Source organism: Acetobacter aceti NBRC 14818, assembly GCF_000193495.2.
Classification (GTDB): Bacteria; Pseudomonadota; Alphaproteobacteria; order Acetobacterales; family Acetobacteraceae; genus Acetobacter; species Acetobacter aceti.
The window spans coordinates 2,677,393-2,696,881 of the sequence record NZ_AP023410.1 but is presented as its reverse complement, the minus strand read 5'-3'; the positions used below and the strand labels follow the sequence as shown (position 1 = coordinate 2,696,881).

The window sequence follows — 19,489 nt, the reverse complement described above, 5'->3', positions numbered from 1 at the left end:
CGTCTCTTGCCGTAAGAACCCGCCCACGGCCAATGTCCCATTCGTCTAGAGGCCTAGGACACCGCCCTCTCACGGCGGCAACAGGGGTTCGAATCCCCTATGGGACGCCAGATTTGCCTACTCCCTACATGCTCCGAAGACACCATACCTGGTATCTCAGGATTCACGTTCTCGCAGACCTGAGGCATATTGTCGGTCAGTATGTCGTTCGCTTTTTGAAGATGGAGGACAGGTCTCTGGCTCAGGCAAGAACCGTCGGGCTTGCTTTCTATGCCCAAGACTCATTTTTTAAAATAAAAATGAAGCTTGCGGCGCTATGGATTGCGGACATGAATGTGTGAGCGCAGCGGTTGTATCTGGCAGCCAGGAAACCTGCGACGGACTGGCGCCCATTCGCGCGATCCGATAGCCGCAAGGCCATACGCCATTGGGAGATATTCTGCATCAGGCTGCCGGTGTTGAAATGGTTCAGCCCCGCGTCCGCCGTGCTCGACAGAACGCCCACCGTCAGGCTCGTATTCCCCGAAACATCAACCCCGAGACCGCTCGCGCCCGCATACAGACCCGACAGCGCGCCGGGGGTTGCATTGCCGCCGACTGAGACGGTAGTCCCGTAATTGATGTCGGCACTGCCACTGGTGCTCAGATGTTTCGAGGAGAGACTGCTGCGGACTGCGTCAGTTCTATCGTGCCCAGTGTCAGTCCGCTGCCAGCCAGAGAGCTTCGGTGTCGGTCAGGCGTCTGAAATTAAATCACAACTCATTGATTATCAGAATAAAAACCGACCACGGGTCCGTAATCAATATCTAAATTTGATGTATAAACGTGAAATTTTTTATCAGGAAAACTACAAGAAAGTGATATCTTTAATGCATCACACATTACATTTGCCACACAGTTAAATGATTGTTCTGATATCTTTTCATTTATAGAAAATAAATCATAAACATGTTGATGATTTATTATTTTTTCTACTTCCGACATAGTAGAAAGTTTAGATTTCCATCTGGAGTATCCAGAAAGAGTGAAGTGATCACGAAGAAACACTCCACCTTCATGCTCAGTAAAGGCAGGAATAAGCAGACGCCCAACCACAGAAACCACATCTGGATGAACATAATAATTTATGTAATCGATCCAAGGCATAGTAGGAGGTGGTGAAACCTCATTACCCCATAATTTAATTGATTCTGGTTCTTCCCAATCAGCCAAAATATCTACGGTTTTCATGGTATCTCATCCAACGTAGCAGGTCTCGGGTTTTTTCTTGGGCTTTGCACTCTTACCGTTCCATCAGGAAGAGTGTTACGCCCATATTCCAAAACATGTGGAGTTTCTACTCCATTATGGGCGGCACCGGTAACATCAACCCGTTTTATTATCTGCCCATTAGCATCATATGTTGCGTAGCTTGTAATGTTACCCCGACTGTCAGCTCTGTAAACAGAGCCATTCGCAGGACCGTTTTCAAGACTGAATCGTCCGCTTGTCTGTGTCGCATTTTCTAGTGGACCACCTTGAAGATTACCAACTTTTCTTGATGATGGTAGCTCAATGTCTTTTGCAGCATCTCCTGCGTCCTTATTTACGGCCTTTGCTGCGCTCCCCTCTTTCTCCGGCCCGTCTCCTTCCGGCTCAGGCGCTGCCGCCCCACCGCCAGCAGACGCACCGGATGCACCCTGTCCAGTGCTCGCAGCAGCCCCGCCAGAGCCACTCTCATTACTCTCCGAATGAGCCGCCGTTCCCTTGTTAGCAGGCGCGTTGCTGACAAGCGTATCATACAACGTGTAAGCTTCCGCGCTACCAAGCAGGATACTACCAACAACCTCTGCATACGGATTGCCGGTCCGCACAAGCGCTCCTCCCGCCGTCTTCGCAGCAAAAACAACACCCGTCATCGTATGGCTCATGTTGTATTGCGCAATCGACGACGCATAACCCGCGCCGTTCAAAGCATTCACCGAGGTTGAACCGGCACCCGCAGCAATCCCGCCCAGAGCGCCGCCCGCAGAAGCGACAAGATTGGCAAGCGCGTTCGCTTCCACCGTCGCAGCCTTGACGTCGCCACCCGTATTCTCAAGCGACATCTGCACAATCGCAGGAAGCGCAGCCGCAGAGGCGAGACCACCAGCTGCCGTGCCCGCTGCCGCCGCACCAATATTGCCGCCCGTCACCGCGGCGACAATCGTGTTCCCCACAGTCTCAAGCGCCGTGCGGCCAAGAGCGCCCTCATTGAACAGCGGGCTCTTCTCAGCCAGCGCATCGGAGACCTTGCCGCCGACCTCGCCGACAAGCTGGCTGCCCATCTGCTGCGCCACAAGCTGGTTGCTCAGCTTCTGACCATCGAACGTGTTCGCAAGCGCCCGATCCGCAGCGCTCACATCACGCGTGTAGGAACCGGACGAACTGCCAGCCGTCACCGCGATGTTGCCGCCAATCGCAGACAGACTCTCGCTCGTTTCGTGATGGCTGCGACCGCCGCCCATCAGGCCCGAAGCCCCGGACGCAAGACCCGTGCCAACAGCACCGAGAATGCCCGTCGTACTGCCCATCATGCCGGTGCCCGCGCTGAACGACGCTCCCGTCTGCGTCGCACGCCATTCGGAGACATTCTGCTCGGACGCCGTCGTCAGACTGCCGGTGCTGAAATGATTCAGCCCCGCATCCGCCGTGCTCGACAGAACGCCCGCCGTCAGGCTCGTATTGCCAGTGACATCAACCCCAAGACCGCCCGTGCCCGCATACAGTCCAGACAGCACGCTGCCCGTCGAGGCGTAGTGGTCCGTGATCGTCTGGTGCGCGTAGCTCGCGCCGCCACCGGCGTCACCGCCCGCGCCCCACACGGGAACCGAGACCGACGCCCCGGCCTGCGTCGTCGTGCTCCTGTAGTCCGAGGTGTTCTGCGGACTCGTAATACTCAGCGAGCCGGCGGAAACATCAACGCGCTGGCCGGAGACTTCCGCGCCGTTCAGCGACAGCGCGCCGGGAGTTGCAACCGTGACGCCGTTCCCAGCCGAGACCGTCGTGTCCACCGCCGTCGCACTGTCAGACGTGATGTGCTGCTTCTGGAGACCGACTGACGCCGTGACGCTGACGCCCACGCCTGAGGTGCCGATGCTCGCTTCCGCACCGACAAACGCGGATTTCGAGCTGTCCCTGCTCTCGCTGTGCGTCGTGTCCCAGCCCGCAGAAAGATCAATCCCTTTCGAGGCCGCGAGAACAACATCCTTGCCAGCCAGTTGCGCCGCAACTGCGCTCAGATTGCCGTTCGACGTATCCGTCGCATCATCGCCACGTGCAACAACAGACAGGGTGCCGCCTGCGTTTGCTGTCGAGCCCTGCACGGTTGTGGTCGTCTGGGTCGCCCACTCTTTGTTCGACGCATAGCCAACGCCTGCCTGAACACCGACAAGCTCAAGACTGCCTGAGCTCCGGTCTGCGGCGTTCGTGCTCAGAAGCGTGCCAGCTTTCGACGCGGCCAGTCCTTCCGCAATGCCGTCACCCGCCAGATAGGTGCTCTGCATTGCATCCAGCGCCGTCAGGGTGCTGGCACCCTTGCCGGACGTTTTCGTTGCCGCGAGCGCCGTATCGATGATCTGCCCGACAACGGAATTCGGAGAGACACGCGCCGTCAGACCGATCGTCTTGTCCTGATGGGAAACGGTCTGCGTCGTGCTGTTCTGCTCAGCCTTAAAGGCCACGGACGATCCCGACAGGGCGAGGTCTTTCGCAGCCGAAACAACAGATCCGTCAACTGTCAGCGCACCTTTGGAGACAATCGTGGTGTTGCCGCCGGTGGACGCGATGACGGACGGCGTCCACTGCGTTTCAGACGCCGATGACGTGTCCGTCCGCGAGCCGTAGCCGACAGTGCCGCTCGCGCCCTGCGTGCTCATGTGGAAGCCCGCCACATGATGGGAGGCGCTTGCGTCCAGCGTGCTCTGCGTCGCCCGCTCGGTGAAGGCGCCGCCGGACAGGAGCGTCACATCGCCAGCAGCGCCCGCCATGCCTGCGACAGACATGTCGCTGCCGCTTGTCGCTGTCAGATTGCCGCCTGCGGCAACGGAAGAACCGTTCTCCGTTGTGGTGCTCAGACTGTTTGAGAAGTGGCTGTGCGTCATGAAGCCACTTTTGCTGCCGGAAATGCTGTTCGAGACGCTGTCGGTCGCCGAACCGAGATCCAGTTTTTTTGCAGCCGACAGCGAGACGTCGCCATTGGCCGTGAGTGTCAGCGCCGCTGTTTTCAGGTCACCACCCAGCGCGGCGAGCGTGGCGTTTCCACCAACCGACACCGTGGTCCCGTAATTGATGTCGGCGCTGCCGCTGGTGCTCAGATGTTTCGAGGAGACTGCTGCGGCCTGCGTCAGTTCTGTCGTGCCCAGAGTCAGCCCGCTACCCGCCAGAAGGTTCAGATCCCCGCCTGAAGTCAGCGTGCCGCCGTTGAAGGTGATGTCCTTCGCCGCCACGATCGTCGCCGAACCGGTTGCGGTGATTGCGCCGGTGGAAGCCAGTATCTGCTGGGTTCCACCCTGCACCAGATAGGTATCCAGCGTGTCACTGTTCACGACCGACCCGTTCTGCGCCACCAGCGACACCGTGCCGCCGGAGAGCGTGCCGGTATTGGTCAGATCGCCGTTTGTTGTGGTCAGGCTCAGCGCGTTTTTGGCGTTGATTGTGCCGCTGTTGGTCAGGCTGCCTGCCTGAACCGACACGTTCGTCGCCGAAATCGTGGCGCCCGTCAGCGCCTCATGTCCGGGCGCGAGGTAGAGTTCCGGCACCAGCACGGTCTTGCCGTCCACGACCTTGTCCACATACCAGACGATATCCGAGGTCAGTTCGGCTTTCTGGGCGTCCGTCAGGGCCGAGCCCAGCGTCAGACCCAGCGCTGCACTCTGGTTTGCGGCGTCATCGAGCAGGGCCTGCATCTGTGTTGCAGCGGTATTGTAAGTGCCACCCAGAAAGGTCTGACCGGTGGCCCCGATAATCTGCTGCTGGACATACTGCTGATCGAACGCCGCATCGCCGAGGAATGTATAGGTCCTGTAGTCATCGCCCAGACGGTCCAGCAGGTATTCCGAGCCATTAAAGGCGGTCAGGCTGGCATAGGCGGGGTTGGTCTCGATCAGATAGTTTGCGGAGGGAGCGGTGTCCGGCACATAGAGCGCCTTGCCACCCGGAACGGAGGCGATCAGTTGGCTGATGGTCGGTGTGCTGGTCGAGGCGAAGCCGGGAAGAACCAGCGACTGCGCTGTATCCTCGCCATTTTCATGACCGGCAGGCGCGAGCACGCCCCCATAGCTGGGAAGGGTGGATGTTCCGGACGCGGCATTGTTCGCACCCTGCGTTGCCGTGCCTGTTCCACCGTTGTTGACGGCGTCTCCGTTGACAGCGGCGGAACCTGTCATGCCGCCTGCGACTGCCGTTGAAGCGTCTGCGAAACTGTCCTGCGAGCCTGAGGGGGAGACGCTTCCGCCTGTGCCGGGGGTAACATTTCCGGTCGAACCGCTGATGCCGCCCGGCGTGGTGCCCGTATACTGATCATTGGCGGCCAGTTGCGTGCTGCTGGCATGGTCGATGACGGTCGTATTGTTGACCTGTCCCGTGAACGAGCCGTTCAGATTGCCTCCTGCGACGATGGTCGCATTAAGCTGCGGCACGACGGATGTGCCCCACAGCCGCACGACGTGTCCGTTGGGCATGAATTTCGGCACGGGGGCTTCCGTCGCGGCATCGGGTTCTGGCACCAGCACCGCATTCGGATCGGCTGAGTTCAGCCAGCGCTTTCCGAGTTTGGTATCGGCGATGAGTGTCCAGGTGATGCTGCTGTCATAGCCGGTGTTGGATAGGCTGGCCCCGGTCAGATTGATGTCGCCACCCGCCGCGATATGGCTCGCATCGTTGGCGATGGCGCCAGTCGTGTCGATAGAAAGCGTGCCGCCAGCATCAATCAGCGATGCCGCATTGTTGGCTGTTGCGGTTTGTGTCTCAAGCCCCTGCACTTCCACATAGGAGCTTCCGGCTCCCTTGCTCATGACGACAAGGTAATATCCCTGCCCCGGCTTACCGTCTGCGGAATAGAACAGTTCCGGGACGTAGATCCGCATCACCTCTTTGTAATAAGGCTGCACTTCGTCATAGATACTGCTTCCATCAGCATCTATCCACTTTGGATTCAGCGCTGGCGGGTTGGCGAGCTGATCCTTGGCGAGCGTATAGGTGTGGTCATACACCATCTGGCTCGTATTGCTCTGGGTGACCCCTCCGTCGATATCGTTGGTGAGTGAAGCAGCATGGATCGTGACATTGCCTCCAGCGCTCCCGGCGAGGATTTCGGCGGAGCGGTTGAGCACGTCGCCCGCGTAAGTGCCGCTTTTTCCACCGATACTGATGCTGCCATTATCCGACAGGATGGCGGCTTCGAGATTGGTCAGCGCGCCATCAAGCGCCAGACTGACGCCGCCCGTGCCGTCGATCAGACCGGTGTTATAGATGGCTCCCGGTGTCGAGACGGACAGCATGCCGCCCGCCATCATCGCGCCCGCATTGGTGACGGAGGCCGCGGACACGGTCGCATCCCCGCCTGCGATCACGCCGCTGCCCGCAGCAATGTTGTAGTCACCACCGATCGCAAGCGTCGCGTTGCGCCCCGCCGAGAACATCATCGCGCCCGAGACGGACTGCGCCGTGCTGAAGCTGAGATCGCGGGTCGCGGAGAGACCGGAGGCCCCTGTCAGGCTGTTGGTAGCGAGCGTCAGATCCTGCCCGGACTGCAGCACGCCGTTCGTGTCATCGACGGACTGGAGCGCCGTCATGCCGGGGCCACCGGCCAGAGTCAGGTCTCCGCTGACGGTGATGATCTGGCCGTTGCCATTGGTGAGCGTCGCGGTCCGCAGCGTCTGGTCGCGCCCGGCCTGCAGCAGGCCTGCGCTGTTGTTGATCGAAGCGAGCGCCGCACCATCCGCTGAGGCGGCGATCAGCAGACTGCCATTGTCTGACAGGATTTTTCCCGAGCTGTTGTCGAGCGATCCTGTCAGGATGTTCAGATCGCCCGCGCTGTCGATCAGGCCACCGGCGTTGTCGAGCGTGCCGGCATTCAGGCCCATCGTGCCGGAGGTTGCGACAATCCGGCCGTTATTCATATTGTCGAGCGTGCCGGTGCCAATCGTCAGAGAACCGCTACCCGCGCCGATCTGGCCGCCCGCATTTCGCACATTCGCGCCGCTGAGAGCTGTGCCGCCAGCGGCATAGATCAGACCCGTATTGGCGAGATCACCTGTGGTGCTCAGAGACGTGTTCGTTCCGGCTTCCAGCGTGCCGCTGTTGTTCAGCGCGGTGGCCGTCGCGGTCAGGCTGTTGCCGTAGGCGATGACCTGTCCCTCGTTGGAGAAGGTCCCCGCAGTGAGGGAACGAGTGCGGCTGCCTGCCACGAGGCTCTGCGCGCCGTTGGAGAGAATGGCGCCCGTCGCCTGATTGTCGATCGACGAGGCATTCAAGGTGAGCGTGTTGCCCACGCCGCTGGTCTGGATCGTGCCTGCGTTGACCAGCCCGGCGTCACCGCTGATCGCCAGCGCCAGATTGCCGGACGTGCTGGCCAGAACCGCATTGGCGTCATTCGTAAGGGACGCGGCTGTGACGGACACATCATGGACCGCCGCAATGTTGCCGCCGTTCTCCATGCTGCCAGACAGGCTCAGTGTCATGGCCTGCCCGGCGGTCAGACGGGACGCGCCAGCCCCGCTATAGGAGCCCGCGGTCAGTGTCAGATTGTTCGCCGTCTCAAGCGTTCCGCCAGCATTGGTCACGCTGCTGCCGGATGCGCCGTTCAGGGACAGGTCGCCCCCCAGCGCGGAGACGGTGCCACCGGAATTATCCAGCGCGTTGAAGGTCGCAGAAATTGCCCCGGACGCCTGGATGACGCCGCCGTTGACGTTGCTCAGGGCGGTGGCGCTGTTGCCTGCGCCCGCCAGAGTGATGTCACCGCTCTGGGCCAGAATGGTGCTGTTATCGTTGCTGATCTGCCCGGCTGTCAGGGTGATGGCGTCGGAGGATTGGAGCAGGCTGCCCGCGCTCCCGGCGATATGCCCGGCCGTGAGGACCAGCGGTCCGCCAGCGGCGATGATCTGGCCGTTCTCGTTGCTGAAGGCCCCGTTGCTGGCAAGGGTGAGCGCCCCCTGTCCGGTGCCGATCTGGCCGCCCGCATTGTCAAAACTGCCCGTTCCGGTCGCGGTCAGGGTCGTGCCGGCGTAGAGTGTGCCACTGTTGGTCAGGGCCTGTGACGCCGTGACGTCCAGCGTCTGCGCAGCGCCCGCAAATCCGCTGTTGGTCAGGCTGCCCGCCGTGAGAGTGGCCTGCCCCTTGCTGGAAATCAGGTTACCGGACGAGACCAGCAGTCCCGTCTCCGCCACACTCAGGGTGGAGGCGGTGGTCAGCGTGCCGCTGTTGGTCAGATCAGCGCCCTGAACCGTCAGCGTGCCGTTGGCGTCCGTTGTTTCCAGAACACCGGCATTGTTGGTCGTGCCGGCTTTGACCGTCAGGTTACCGCCCGTGCTGGCCACGACCGCCACGGTGGCGGGTGTTGTGCCCGCATGGGTGGTCAGTGCGCCCGTCTGCACGGACAGATCCTGCGTCGCGACGATATGGCCCGCCGTGTCCAGCGATGATCCGAAGTTCATCCCGAGGGTGGTTCCAGCGTTGACGATGGAGCCCATGTTGCCGGTAAAGCTGTCACCCGAGAGCGTCATGCCCGTCGCCGACTGCACAATGCCATCGTCATTGCGGAACAGGCCGGTGCCGGACGAGGCGGTCAGCGCGCCAGTCTGGGCGTTGAATGTGCCGCCGGAATTGTCGATGGCGTTTGCCGTAACGGAAAGATCCGTCGCGGCCTGCAACGTGCCGGTAAGATTGGAGATGGACTGCGCCGCTGTCGCACTCTGTCCGCCGACCGTCAGCGCGCCGGACTTCGAGAGGATCGCACCGCCAGCCGTATTGGCGAGCGTGTCAGCCCTGATACTGGTGGTGGTGTCACCCTGCAGCAGGCCACCGCTGTTGGTGAGACTGTTGGCCGCGACAGTCAGGCCGTCCTGACTGGCCAGGATCTGGCCATTGCTGTTGGTGAGCGTGCCCGCCTTGAGCGACAGCGCCCCGTCAGCGGCGATCTGCGCGCTGGCCCCATTGTTGACGAGGGTGCCGGTGGCGCTGATGTCGCCACCCGTCGCTCCATAGAGCGTGCCGCTGTTGGTCAGGTCACCACTGACCAGCGCGGTCAGCAGCCCCTTGGCCGCCAGCGTGTCCGTGTTGGTGAGACCGGCCGCCTGCAGGGTCAATGCCCCGCCCAGCGCGCTGATCTTGCCGCTGTTGGTCACCGAGCCGGTGGAGACGATGGTGGCCGTCCCGCTGCCGAGGATCGCGCCCGTATTGGAGAGACCGCCTGATGCTGTGCGGACCTCAAGGGTCGAACCAGCCTGCAGGGTTTCGATGGTGCCCGCGTTGACGAGCTGACCCGTGCCGGTCGTGGTCAGACTGCCATTGCCGGTGACGGCGGCGAGGATACCGCTGGCCTCATTGGTAAAGCTGCCGACCGTGAGGTTGAAGCCTTTCTGCCCGACAAGCTGCCCGCTGTTGCTCAGCGCCCCGGCCATGCTCAGGGTCAGAACGCCGGTGCTGACAAGGGCGCTTTTGCTGTCGGTTTCATAAGTGCTGGCGTTCACCGACAGCGTGCCTGATGCGCCCAGCGAGCCGCCCTGATTATAGAGGGTGGTCATCGGCTGGTCGCCATTGGCCAGATAGAGGCCCGCGCCCGTGGACTGGATCAGCCCGCCATTACGGTTATCGAGCGTCGGGGTGGCGATCGTGACGTCGCCCTGACCCTGAATCGCGCCATTCTGATTGCCGATAGTCCCGGCCTGAATCGTGACGGGTCCTGAGGTCGAGATGATCTTTCCGGAATCGTTCGCAAGCGTCGCAGCCTGCACCGTCAGACTGGACGTGCCCGCGCCGATCTGGCCGTTCTGATTATCCAGCGCGCCAGATGTCGTCACACTGTCAGCCGCAGCGCCATAGAGCGTGCCGCTGTTGGTCAGGTCACCCGTCGCCGTGACGGCCAGCGTTCCGGCGGTCGCACCGATGCTGCCGGTGTTGGAGAGGTCACTGACCGAGAGCACCAGTCCGGACTTACCTGCCGCCGTCAGACTGCCGCTGTTGGTGAGCGCGCCTGTCGTCAGAATGGCGTCACCCGCAGCCGCCAGCGTGCCGCTATTGACCAGCGCGCCACCGGCAATCGCCACATCACCGGACGTGGCGGTGCCGATCTGTCCGGCATTGCCCAGACCCGCCGCGCCGGTGGTGATGGCCACCATGCCGTTATCGGCGGCGATGACGCCATTGCCACCGTTGGTGATACCCTGATCGGCGCTGAGGGACAGAGCGCTGCCTGCGGCCAGACGACCGTCATTGCTGATGGCTCCGCCCGTGACCGCCATGGCCAGAGAGTCTCCGGCCTGCAGGGTTGAACCTGCGTCCGCCGTGTAGGACGTGACCTGCGCCGTCAGGCTGGCGCCTGCCTGAATCTGCCCCGCGCCCGTATTGGACAGGCTGCCGGTTTCCAGCGCGATGTCGCGGTTCTGTGAGAGAATCTGTCCGGCAGTGTTGGCGATCGACTGCGCCCGGATGGTCAGCGGACCGGCCACCGTGCCGATTTCACCCGCATTGATCAGGTTCCCGGCCGTCGTCAGCGCCATGCCCGCCTGTCCGACGATGATGCCGCTTCCCGCATTGGAAACAGTTCCGGCCGAGGCGAGGGTCGTGCCGGATGTCGCGCTGATCTGGCCCGCATTGGACAGCCCATGCGTCACGGCAAGGGCGACGCCGCTGCTGCCCGCGGCCGTCATGGCCCCGGTATTGCTCAGCGTATCGGCGGAAACACCCAGATGATTACCCGCGCCGATCGTGCCCTGGTTGGTCACATCCGATGCGGATGCAATGGAGGCCACGCCGCCCGCCTGTAGCGTGCCGGTATTGGTCACGCCGCTGGTCTGCACGGTCACGTTGCCCGTGGCTGTCATCGACCCGTTGAGCACCAGACGACCGTCTGCGGTCAGCGCCATGTCGCCCGCATTGGCGGCCATCGCGCCGTTGACGCGCACGCCAGCACCGGTCTCGTTGACCAGCATGGAGATGCGGTTAGCGTACATGCCGCCCATGGCCGAACTGTCGATGGCGAACTCGGGTGTCTTCGAGCCGTCGGACGCCAGTTTCGTGACATTGCCGGTGTTGTAGTCGACCCGGTTGCGCCCCACGACGAGGCTCGCTGTCTGGGCGTTGACCTGTGCGTTCAGGGCGACGCGACGGCTGATGATGTCAAGAACCGGCACGGCGGTGAAGTTGCCGCCCTTGCCCTCAAAGGCGATCAGCCCGTCGCTTACGGTCAGGGCCGCCAGACCACCGGCGGCGTTGAATTCCGGGTGACCCGTGGAAAGCGTCGCCCGGTCGGTATTGATGAATCCGCACCCGTTGCAGGTGATGCCGTTCGGGTTGGCGATGACCACATTGGCTTTCGCGCCCGCGACTTCGGTGAAACCGTTCATCTGACTGGCCTGCGTGCCTGTCACCTCGTTGAGGATGACATGCGCGGAGTGGCCGTTCAGATTGGCGTTTCCGTAGATATAGCCGCCAAGTTGCGTCTGCGTCGCCTGCGTGGCGTTGTTGAGGATCAGCCCTTTCTGTTCCACATTGTATTGCGTGAACATGTTGTGGGACAGGCCCGCGCCGTTCGGCGTGGCGATGTTGAGCTGTTCGACACCGTTCTGCGTGCGATCAAGCGTTGGCGCGGGAGCCGCGGGCTCCGTGCGGTTGTCGATGACGATGGCAGGCTCTTCAGCACTGGCGACGGCAGGTGCTATGGCCAGTGCCAGACTTGAAACCCAGCTGACGCCAGCCAGCAGACGACGATGTGTCCTGAACCAGTTCATCAGAAACGTACTCCCGCCTGAAAGCCCGCAATCCAGCCCTCTTGCGGAAGAGGCCCACGCGCGATCGAGTGGGTTATGTTCGCCATCCAGAAAATCGGTCCGCGTGTCTTGCGAAATCCGATGCCGGCGCCTGCGATATTGCCGCCCTTCAGCGCGGGTGGCAGGGTGTTGGAGCGGTAGCCCGCACGGGTCATGCCGACATCCAGAATGCCGTAAACTTCAGTGCCTTCAACAAACAGTCGGCAGAAGCCGCGATAGGCCCCGCAATGATCGCTCATGCCTGCGCCGGTCAGCGGGTAGGAGAGGTCATTGCGCATGTAGAGACCGTCATTGCCCACCAGCATCTGACTAAGAAAACCGCGCACGGTATAGGGACCACCAAGCTGGAGCTGCTGGCTCGTGAACTGATTTTCCGTGCTGTATTCACCATGAATCGAGGTGTGCCACAGCAGGCTGAATGGCAGCGGCTTGTAGCCATCGATATCGAGGGTCGGCTTGACGTATTGCGTATGCGGATCAGCTGCACCGGGATCCGGAAAATTGGAGTGTGTGCCAACACCTCTCACGCCAAAGCGCATGCCGAGGGTGATATACCAGATACCGCCCCAGGCCTTGAGAGACTCACTGGCCTGCGCAACGACCGAGCCCTGACGGGCGCTCTGGGTTTCAAGACGCGTGCGGTCGAGCGTCGAGGAAAAGGATTTCAGTTCGTAAAAAGCCTGAAGGGTTGTGACGCCGATCTGATTACGCAGCACCTCGCGCGAGACGCCGAAACGGAAATCCTTGCGCTTGCCGGCAAAGCGGTAATCCTCGCCCATACTCTGGAGATGATAGACGTCGTTCGACATCCACCACCCGCCGAACACGGTCCACTTGCCAAACGGAATGGAACCATTGGCTGAAATATACTGTGTGTTTCGTCGACCGGCGTCACCCACCAGCGAATGGTCATATTCAACCGACCACATGTCCAGCAGGCCCAGCGCATCGTCGGCGCGCAGCATGGCGTGACCGGTTTCACGGCCCGTTTCAGGCTGTCCGTTGTTATCCGCCCAGACCTGTCCGTGAAAGATCCCCGGCGCAGGCTGGAGAATACGCACCTGCGTCTCGCCGGGATTTTTGCCGGGCGCGATCTTCATGCGCGCCGACCAGCTGGGCAGGCGGTTCATCTGGTCGAGCCCCTGCTCGAGATCCCGCAGGTTCAGAATATGGTCCCGCATGCCGGGAAAGGCGGCGACCTCATGCAGGCGCGGCTCAATGCCTTCGAAGAGAAAACCCGCGATCTTGCCTTCAATGACGACAATCCGCAGATGGCCGCTGGAGAGGGACTGTTCGGGAAGATAGGCCCGCGACGTTACATTGCCCTGCGCTAGATAGCTGCCGTTCACATCGTCCAGCGCATGATTGAGATCGCCCGTCGTCAGGCAACGCCCGGCATAGCGCTGGATGATCGTGTGCCGGTCGCCAGGAGAAAGATGGTCCGCGCCCTCGATGGAGATCGACTTGACCTCCACACAGTGGGTCGAGGACGTGCTCTCCTTCGGCTCGTTCAGGATCTGTGTGCTGTTATCCGGTGGCGGCAGCATGTTCAGATCCTGCTGCCGCTGCTGATACCGCTGAAACTGATCCTGCGCCGAGCCCGGTCCTGCCGGAAGCGGCATGTTGCCGAAGCCGCCCGCCGGGGGCTCCGCTCCGGCCGGAGCGGCCAGCGCGGAGTGGAGCGAGAACAGACCGGACAACAGCAGGCCGCCTAGAACAGGACGGCCGAACGGGACAGGACGCATACAGGGCACCGGCAATCAGACAGAAAAACGATAGAACAGGACTAAAAAGTTCAGTGAGACGTGCCCGGAGAAATCCAGCCGTCCAGCGCCTTTAGTCCATCATCGGCGCCCAGCAGGTCAAAGTTGATGGTCAGCACGCCGCCAGCCAGCTTGTCCGCCATGATATGACCCTGTTTCGCGTGGCGCAGGTATTTAACCTGATCATCCGTCAGATCCGCCGACGCCAGACAGCCGGTCGACACGCAGCTCTGCCAGACGAGCGTCAACGGCGCGCCCTTATCGGCCGCCACACGCGGCTGGGTTTTCAGCGACAGACCCAGAGGGGTCTCAACCGTCAGACGCCAAGGACGACCGGAAAGCGGGGTTTTGTTGTCCACCTGCGCGCGCGCAAAGATCACGGCACCCAGCGGCACGGTCTTCTTCTGGGCGTCCTGCATGGCAAGCGACTGCTCCATCACGCACAGCACCGGCGAAGTCGTCACGTTCGCGCCCGGAAACACACAGCGATAGTTCCACGGACCCGACGTGCCCGTCAGCGTCGTCGGAGAAGCCTGCGGCTGTGAGGTCGCAGGAGCCGCAGGCTTGCCCGTCGCCGCCAGCGCAGGACCAACACCAACCGCCATAGATAAAACCGACAGTGTCAAAAGGGTTCTGATGTTCAATAACAAAAGACACACTCCGTTAACTTTTGTTAAGGAAATTAAGGCAAACAATCCGGAGATTCCATGCCGACAAACAAATTATGAAATATTGTGTCAATTTAAACACACAGAGCAGGTTTATTGCCTGACTCGCAAAACCTATAAACTGAATGGAGGAAAAATCCTCCCTTCCTGACCAGATGAGAATCGCAGCTCATTGCTACTTTCTCTACTGGAAAACTGGCGACATGTTGCCGCCAGACACGACCGGCGTACTCACACGCTCATGTCCGCAACCCAGATCCCGACAAGGGTCATCTTCTGCCTCAAAGTCATGCAACCTGTCCCTGAATCTGAAGACAGAATCAACAGGAAAGCGGACTGAGATGGCTTATGCGAGACGGTTTCTCCCTTCAATTTTCCTTCTCTGCACTTTCGAAGCCGCTGCTCGCCATCAGAATTTTACTGCCGCAGCCCTGAAACAGCATCTGACGCAGAGTGTGATCAGTCGCCAGATCCGTCTGCAGGAAGAGCAACTGGGTGCCAGGCTTTTTGCAAGGGAAAGACAGACAGTCCGCCTGACCGTGGCTGGAGAAGCCTATGCGCACGAAATACGGGAGGCCTGCGACCGCCACGCTGGGCCTTCGGGCCGCTCCTGATGGCGGCACACTGAATCTTGCTGTACCGCCCACATTTGGCGGTCTCTGGCTCGCCGCCCGCCTTGCTGATTTCACGACGAAAAATCCTGAAGTCACCGTCAATCTTTTCACACGAACATCCGCTTTTGATTTCATTACGGAAATCTTTGACGCCGCCGTAAACTTCGGTATCCCCGACTGGCCCGGAACGGAAACGCAGTTGATCGCTCGGGAGCAGACATTACCTGTCTGCGCACCGTCTCTTTTCAAACGCTATGACTTCACGGAGCCTGCCGGTCTTCTCAAGGCACCGCTGCTCCACCTCGTCTCCCGCCCGAATGCCTGGGAACGATGGTTCAACACTCAGGGGGTGGACGCCACGAACGTCCACGGCATGCTATGCGATCAGTATTTCATCATTTCACAGATTGTGATTGCAGAATCCGGAATCGATCTTCTACCGGAGATCATGGTTCACCACGCCCTCGAAACGGACAGTCTCGTCCAGATTGGCGACGCCTTCGAAACGCAGGATGACGAAGCCTATTATCCTGTCTGGCCCTGCCATCGCTCGCATTACGACCCACTCGCCCGTTTTCGGACGTGGCTGGAAGAGCAGGACGGGAGCATTCCGTAATCACCCGCCCGGCTTCCCGTCAGGAACTGACGTCGAATTTGACATCCTGAGCGAGAGGCAGGGAAAGACCGTAATTGATCGTGTTTGTCTGACGGCGCATATAACCTTTCCAGGCATCCGAACCGGCCGCAGACAGATAGCCTTCCACTTCCCGCATGTCATTGCTGAAGAGAGATGAAGAGAGACCCTGAGCGACATTGTTCTGGAGAGCGATAGCCTCTTCTGGCGTATCATACTTCAGAACATAGAGGATCGAGGCAAAAATTTCTTCAATAACAGGCCCTTTCTGCACCGTCATCTCCATCAGCGCTGGACGCACGCAAAAAGACCCTTCGCCGTTCACCAGAACGCGCTCGCCCCCATGCACGATGCCACCCGCCTTTCTGGCGGCCTCAAGACTGGCCTGCATGGCAATAAATGCAGCTTCATCAACCAACTGACCCACCAGCGACCCTACTTCGAGTGGATTGCCAACCTGAATAGCGGCATAAATCTGCTTCAATCTCGGAATCAGTCGATCATAGACTGATATATGCGCAATCAGACGACGAAGCGTCGTGCAGCGTTGTCCCGCCGTGCCCATCGCGCCAAAGGCCACTGCTCTCAGCGTCATCTCAAGATCGGCAGAGGGAGCGACAATGGACGCATTGAGATGCCGACCGGAATGCAGCTCGTGAAGCACTGAAAAATCTCGAGGAATCGTAGAAATCTTCACCTAACAATGGGGAGATTGCAACCACGCATTCTATCTCGCACTCATGAAACCGGGAACTGGTGATCTGTCATACAGCATACCGGAACGGCTTCACATGATTGCCGAACGGTATGTTCTGCTCTATCTGGAACACCATTCCCACCGTAAACGGGCGACAAAAGAGCATGGAATACTTCTTGATCTATGGCTGAAGCGGGATATTGAGGCACTCCGGAAATCAGTACATACCCATATCTCTCAAACCCGAAAAGATCTTACCAGTGATATGGAATATCCGCTGGCGACAAACCCTTCCAAAAAATGAAAGATTAATTTTTGTCGGCTGCTATTCTCCACGCAGCAAATACAGTGTGACATTGAGGCAACACCAACCAACTCATATCGATAAAGTAATAAAATAAATACTGGAAAAAATTCCATAACTTATTGTTTTTTATTTTTTCCACATCTTCCCTTCCCCAAAATAGTCTTGAAAAGCCACATCGATTTCCGGCTTACTTTATTGCGATACCATAACGAGAATGATAGCGTATACGATATTCAATAGATCGAAACAGCTTTTACCGGATCTTGCTTTCGTCCTCGAAGGGTCAATCACGCAATGAAAAAGAAAATTGCCTTTCCTTTTTCTCTTCTTGTTACGACCATAGTTTCTTATGAAATCCCCCTTTCTTCGCAGGCGGTTGCACGCACAGCGGGGAAAAGTTCAAATACAGCGTCAGCGGCGCAAGCTAAAAGCTCAGTTTCAGCCACACATCGCAAGCACGCGACGACCGCCACGCAGGCCAAGGGAACAGAAGCACTTTCCGTTTCCGTGCGACGCCGTAGCCCACCTGCGCATATCCTTGTCTCCAAGGCCTCCATCGAACGCCTCGCCCCCGGAATGAATCCTCTGGCGGCTCTCAACCAGTCTCCAGGCATCAACTTCCAGTCCGCAGATGCCCAGGGCACTTCCACCTGGTCAACCCAGATCTTCATGCATGGCTTCTCCCAATCAGATCTCGGTATAACACTCGACGACATGCCTCTGGGTGAAATCACTTACCGTAACTACAATGGTGTGAATCCGACTATAGCGACAGCACCGGAAAACGTCGCCGGCATTGATGTTTCCCAGTCAGCCGGCGCAGAAGAAGTTGCTGCCAGCAACAATCTCGGTGGTTCTCTCGCCTATCGTACCATTGATCCGGCCCATAAACTGGGTGCATCAGTCCAGCAGGGCTTCGGCAGTTACTCCAACTATCATACCTATGTTCGCGTTGACAGCGGCGACCTGAACTCGACAGGTACCCGCTTCTATGTTTCCTATGTTCGAAATGACCAGCAGAAGTGGAAAGGCTTCGGAGAACAGTTTTCGCAGCAGGCTAGCGCAAAACTGATTCAGCCGATCGCCGAAAACAGTTCTCTTTCTACCTACTTTAATTATTATGACCTGCATTCCTATGAATATCAGGACATGTCACCTGAAATTTTACAGAAACTCGGCAACAAGATAGACAACTACTACAATGGAAAGGCCAGCGGATATCTTGCCGCCGTCAATGCCGCGAAAGGAATCTATCCTAGTGGTTACAACAAATTATCTGATCCGGAAGATGCCTCTTATTATGATAGCCCGACCAATGAACACGGTTTCATGGGCTATGTGAAGTCTGATCTTGCCCTGACGGACCGATTAAAGTGGGTCACGACCGCCTATGGTCATGCCGATCTACAGCAGACCGGCTGGACTTCGCCTTATTTTTCCTCGCCCAACGGGTCCCCTCTAAGCGAACTCATGAAAGAACCATCTTTCCGTCGCTTCGGTATTCTGTCGAAACTGACCTATGACATTGCCCGCAATCATATCGGTATGGGCATCTGGTACGAAAACAACTCTTACCAGTCACCAATGTATGCCTATCAGCAGCCCAGTGTCGTCAATGGTCAGATTATGGGAAATCTCGTCAACCCTCTTCAACATCAGTCCAATCCGTTCGCAGAAATCTTCAATCAGAACTATAATTCAAACACGTTTACCGCGTTCGTTAATGACACCTACCGTCCTATTCAGAATCTTGCCCTGCATTTCGGATTCAAGTCACTGCTGTCCACACAACGTGTTGGCGATGGCTATCTGAGCACTGCTTATTACGACACCTCGGCAGGAGACATTACTTCCGGTGAAAGTCTCACAACAGCAAAAGCATTTCTGCCGCATATCGGCGTCGATTATCGCTTCCTGAAAAATCATGAGATTTTTATTGATATCTCTGAAAATGCCCGCAACTACATGGAATCAGGGTATAAGCTTTCAGCATCTCCTTTTGCGGTAACACAGGCCGCCTACGATGCAAGTCGTGGGTCCATTCGCCCTGAAAAAGACTGGACCTATGCAATAGGCTATCGTTATTCCGATCGTCTGATGGATGCATCAGTCTATGCTTACCGCACAAACTTCTTCAATCGTCTGCAGCAGATCACATCCGGCCCTGTCATCAATCCGGTGTCAGCGGTTGCGAATGTTGGTAGCGTGACAATGAACGGTGTGGACGTCCAGTTCGTGATCCGTCCTGTCCGCAATCTGTCCATCTCCAACAGCATAAGCTACAATCATGCTGTTTATGATAATAATATCACGCAGCAGGGAACTATATACCGGACAAAAGGCCAGCAGGTCGTCAATTATCCCCGCTTCATGTATAAGGCCAATCTCGCCTACGACTGGCGCAGCCTGAGTTTCTACATCGAGGGGAATTATCTTAGCCACAGAAACTACGATTATTCTGGAGAACTTCATGCGCCAGGTTACTGGCTTGCAAACCTGGGCCTTCAGTGGCACGTCAAGAAACCAGCAGACCATTCCCCTCCCCTTGGCGGTTTCGTTAAAGGACTGACATTGGCCTTCAACCTGAATAACATCACAAACCAGACTTACATTGCGACTATGGGTGAAAACGGAAATCCGCTTGATTCATCAAGCGGCTACAGTTACCAGTCAATGCTACTTGGCATGCCTCGGACTGCTTTCGGATCTATCAAAGCGGACTTCTGAACTCAATAATGACAGGCGGCCATTCGAAAAAATTGATAAGTTGATCGTCTGTCAAATTGAAAAACTTCTGATTT

Annotated in this window: 10 protein-coding genes and 1 tRNA gene; 6 read left to right on the top strand and 5 right to left on the bottom strand. The window is 58.5% G+C overall.

Annotated features, from left to right (window positions below):
- Positions 1-34 precede the first annotated feature (34 nt).
- Both EMQ_RS12380 and EMQ_RS12375 read left to right on the top strand, forming a co-directional pair.
- Positions 35-110: transfer RNA gene (locus EMQ_RS12380), tRNA-Glu, on the top strand.
- Between the two features lie 353 nt (positions 111-463).
- The gene (locus tag EMQ_RS12375; protein ID WP_155877617.1) at positions 464-601 is read left to right on the top strand and encodes a hypothetical protein; all 138 of its coding nucleotides are present in this window, start codon (positions 464-466) and stop codon (positions 599-601) included.
- A gap of 158 nt (positions 602-759) precedes the next feature.
- Here EMQ_RS12375 and EMQ_RS12370 read toward each other — a convergent pair whose 3' ends face one another.
- The 4 genes from EMQ_RS12370 to EMQ_RS12355 are packed head-to-tail and all read right to left on the bottom strand — an operon-like array spanning position 760 to position 14,373.
- Positions 760-1,230 carry a hypothetical protein gene (locus tag EMQ_RS12370; protein WP_132012019.1) on the bottom strand — a complete coding sequence of 157 codons (471 nt, stop codon included), beginning with the start codon at positions 1,228-1,230 and terminating at the stop codon, positions 760-762.
- The gene (locus EMQ_RS12365; RefSeq protein WP_018307916.1) at positions 1,227-11,966 is read right to left on the bottom strand and encodes a two-partner secretion domain-containing protein; all 10,740 of its coding nucleotides are present in this window, start codon (positions 11,964-11,966) and stop codon (positions 1,227-1,229) included. The genes EMQ_RS12370 and EMQ_RS12365 overlap by 4 nt, the downstream gene beginning before the upstream one ends.
- The gene (locus EMQ_RS12360) at positions 11,966-13,750 is read right to left on the bottom strand and encodes a ShlB/FhaC/HecB family hemolysin secretion/activation protein (RefSeq protein ID WP_010667451.1); all 1,785 of its coding nucleotides are present in this window, start codon (positions 13,748-13,750) and stop codon (positions 11,966-11,968) included. Before EMQ_RS12360 ends, EMQ_RS12365 begins: the two co-directional genes overlap by 1 nt.
- Before the next feature lie 50 nt (positions 13,751-13,800).
- Complete coding sequence (locus EMQ_RS12355; RefSeq protein ID WP_018307917.1) at positions 13,801-14,373, bottom strand: invasion associated locus B family protein; 573 nt, start codon at positions 14,371-14,373, stop codon at positions 13,801-13,803.
- Between the two features lie 404 nt (positions 14,374-14,777).
- On the opposite strand from EMQ_RS12355, the gene EMQ_RS17235 reads away from it, so the two are divergent.
- Together EMQ_RS17235 and EMQ_RS12350 are read left to right on the top strand one after the other, a co-directional pair.
- Complete coding sequence (locus EMQ_RS17235; RefSeq protein ID WP_231367930.1) at positions 14,778-15,050, top strand: LysR family transcriptional regulator; 273 nt, start codon at positions 14,778-14,780, stop codon at positions 15,048-15,050.
- A complete protein-coding gene (locus EMQ_RS12350; protein ID WP_018307919.1) occupies positions 14,992-15,666 on the top strand; it encodes a LysR substrate-binding domain-containing protein in 675 nt (224 codons plus the stop codon). The genes EMQ_RS17235 and EMQ_RS12350 overlap by 59 nt, the downstream gene beginning before the upstream one ends.
- A 19-nt stretch (positions 15,667-15,685) precedes the next feature.
- Here the strand turns inward: EMQ_RS12350 and EMQ_RS12345 are convergent, their stop codons facing one another.
- Positions 15,686-16,348, bottom strand: a complete 663-nt coding sequence (locus tag EMQ_RS12345; RefSeq protein ID WP_010666979.1) for an aldehyde dehydrogenase family protein — start codon at positions 16,346-16,348, stop codon at positions 15,686-15,688.
- Between the two features lie 127 nt (positions 16,349-16,475).
- Here EMQ_RS12345 and EMQ_RS12340 point away from each other — a divergent pair, with 127 nt between their 5' ends.
- On the top strand, positions 16,476-16,685 hold the full coding sequence (locus EMQ_RS12340) for a hypothetical protein (RefSeq protein ID WP_010666980.1): 210 nt from the start codon (positions 16,476-16,478) through the stop codon (positions 16,683-16,685).
- Between the two features lie 297 nt (positions 16,686-16,982).
- A complete protein-coding gene (locus tag EMQ_RS12335; protein WP_018307920.1) occupies positions 16,983-19,415 on the top strand; it encodes a TonB-dependent receptor in 2,433 nt (810 codons plus the stop codon).
- Positions 19,416-19,489: the final 74 nt, after the last annotated feature.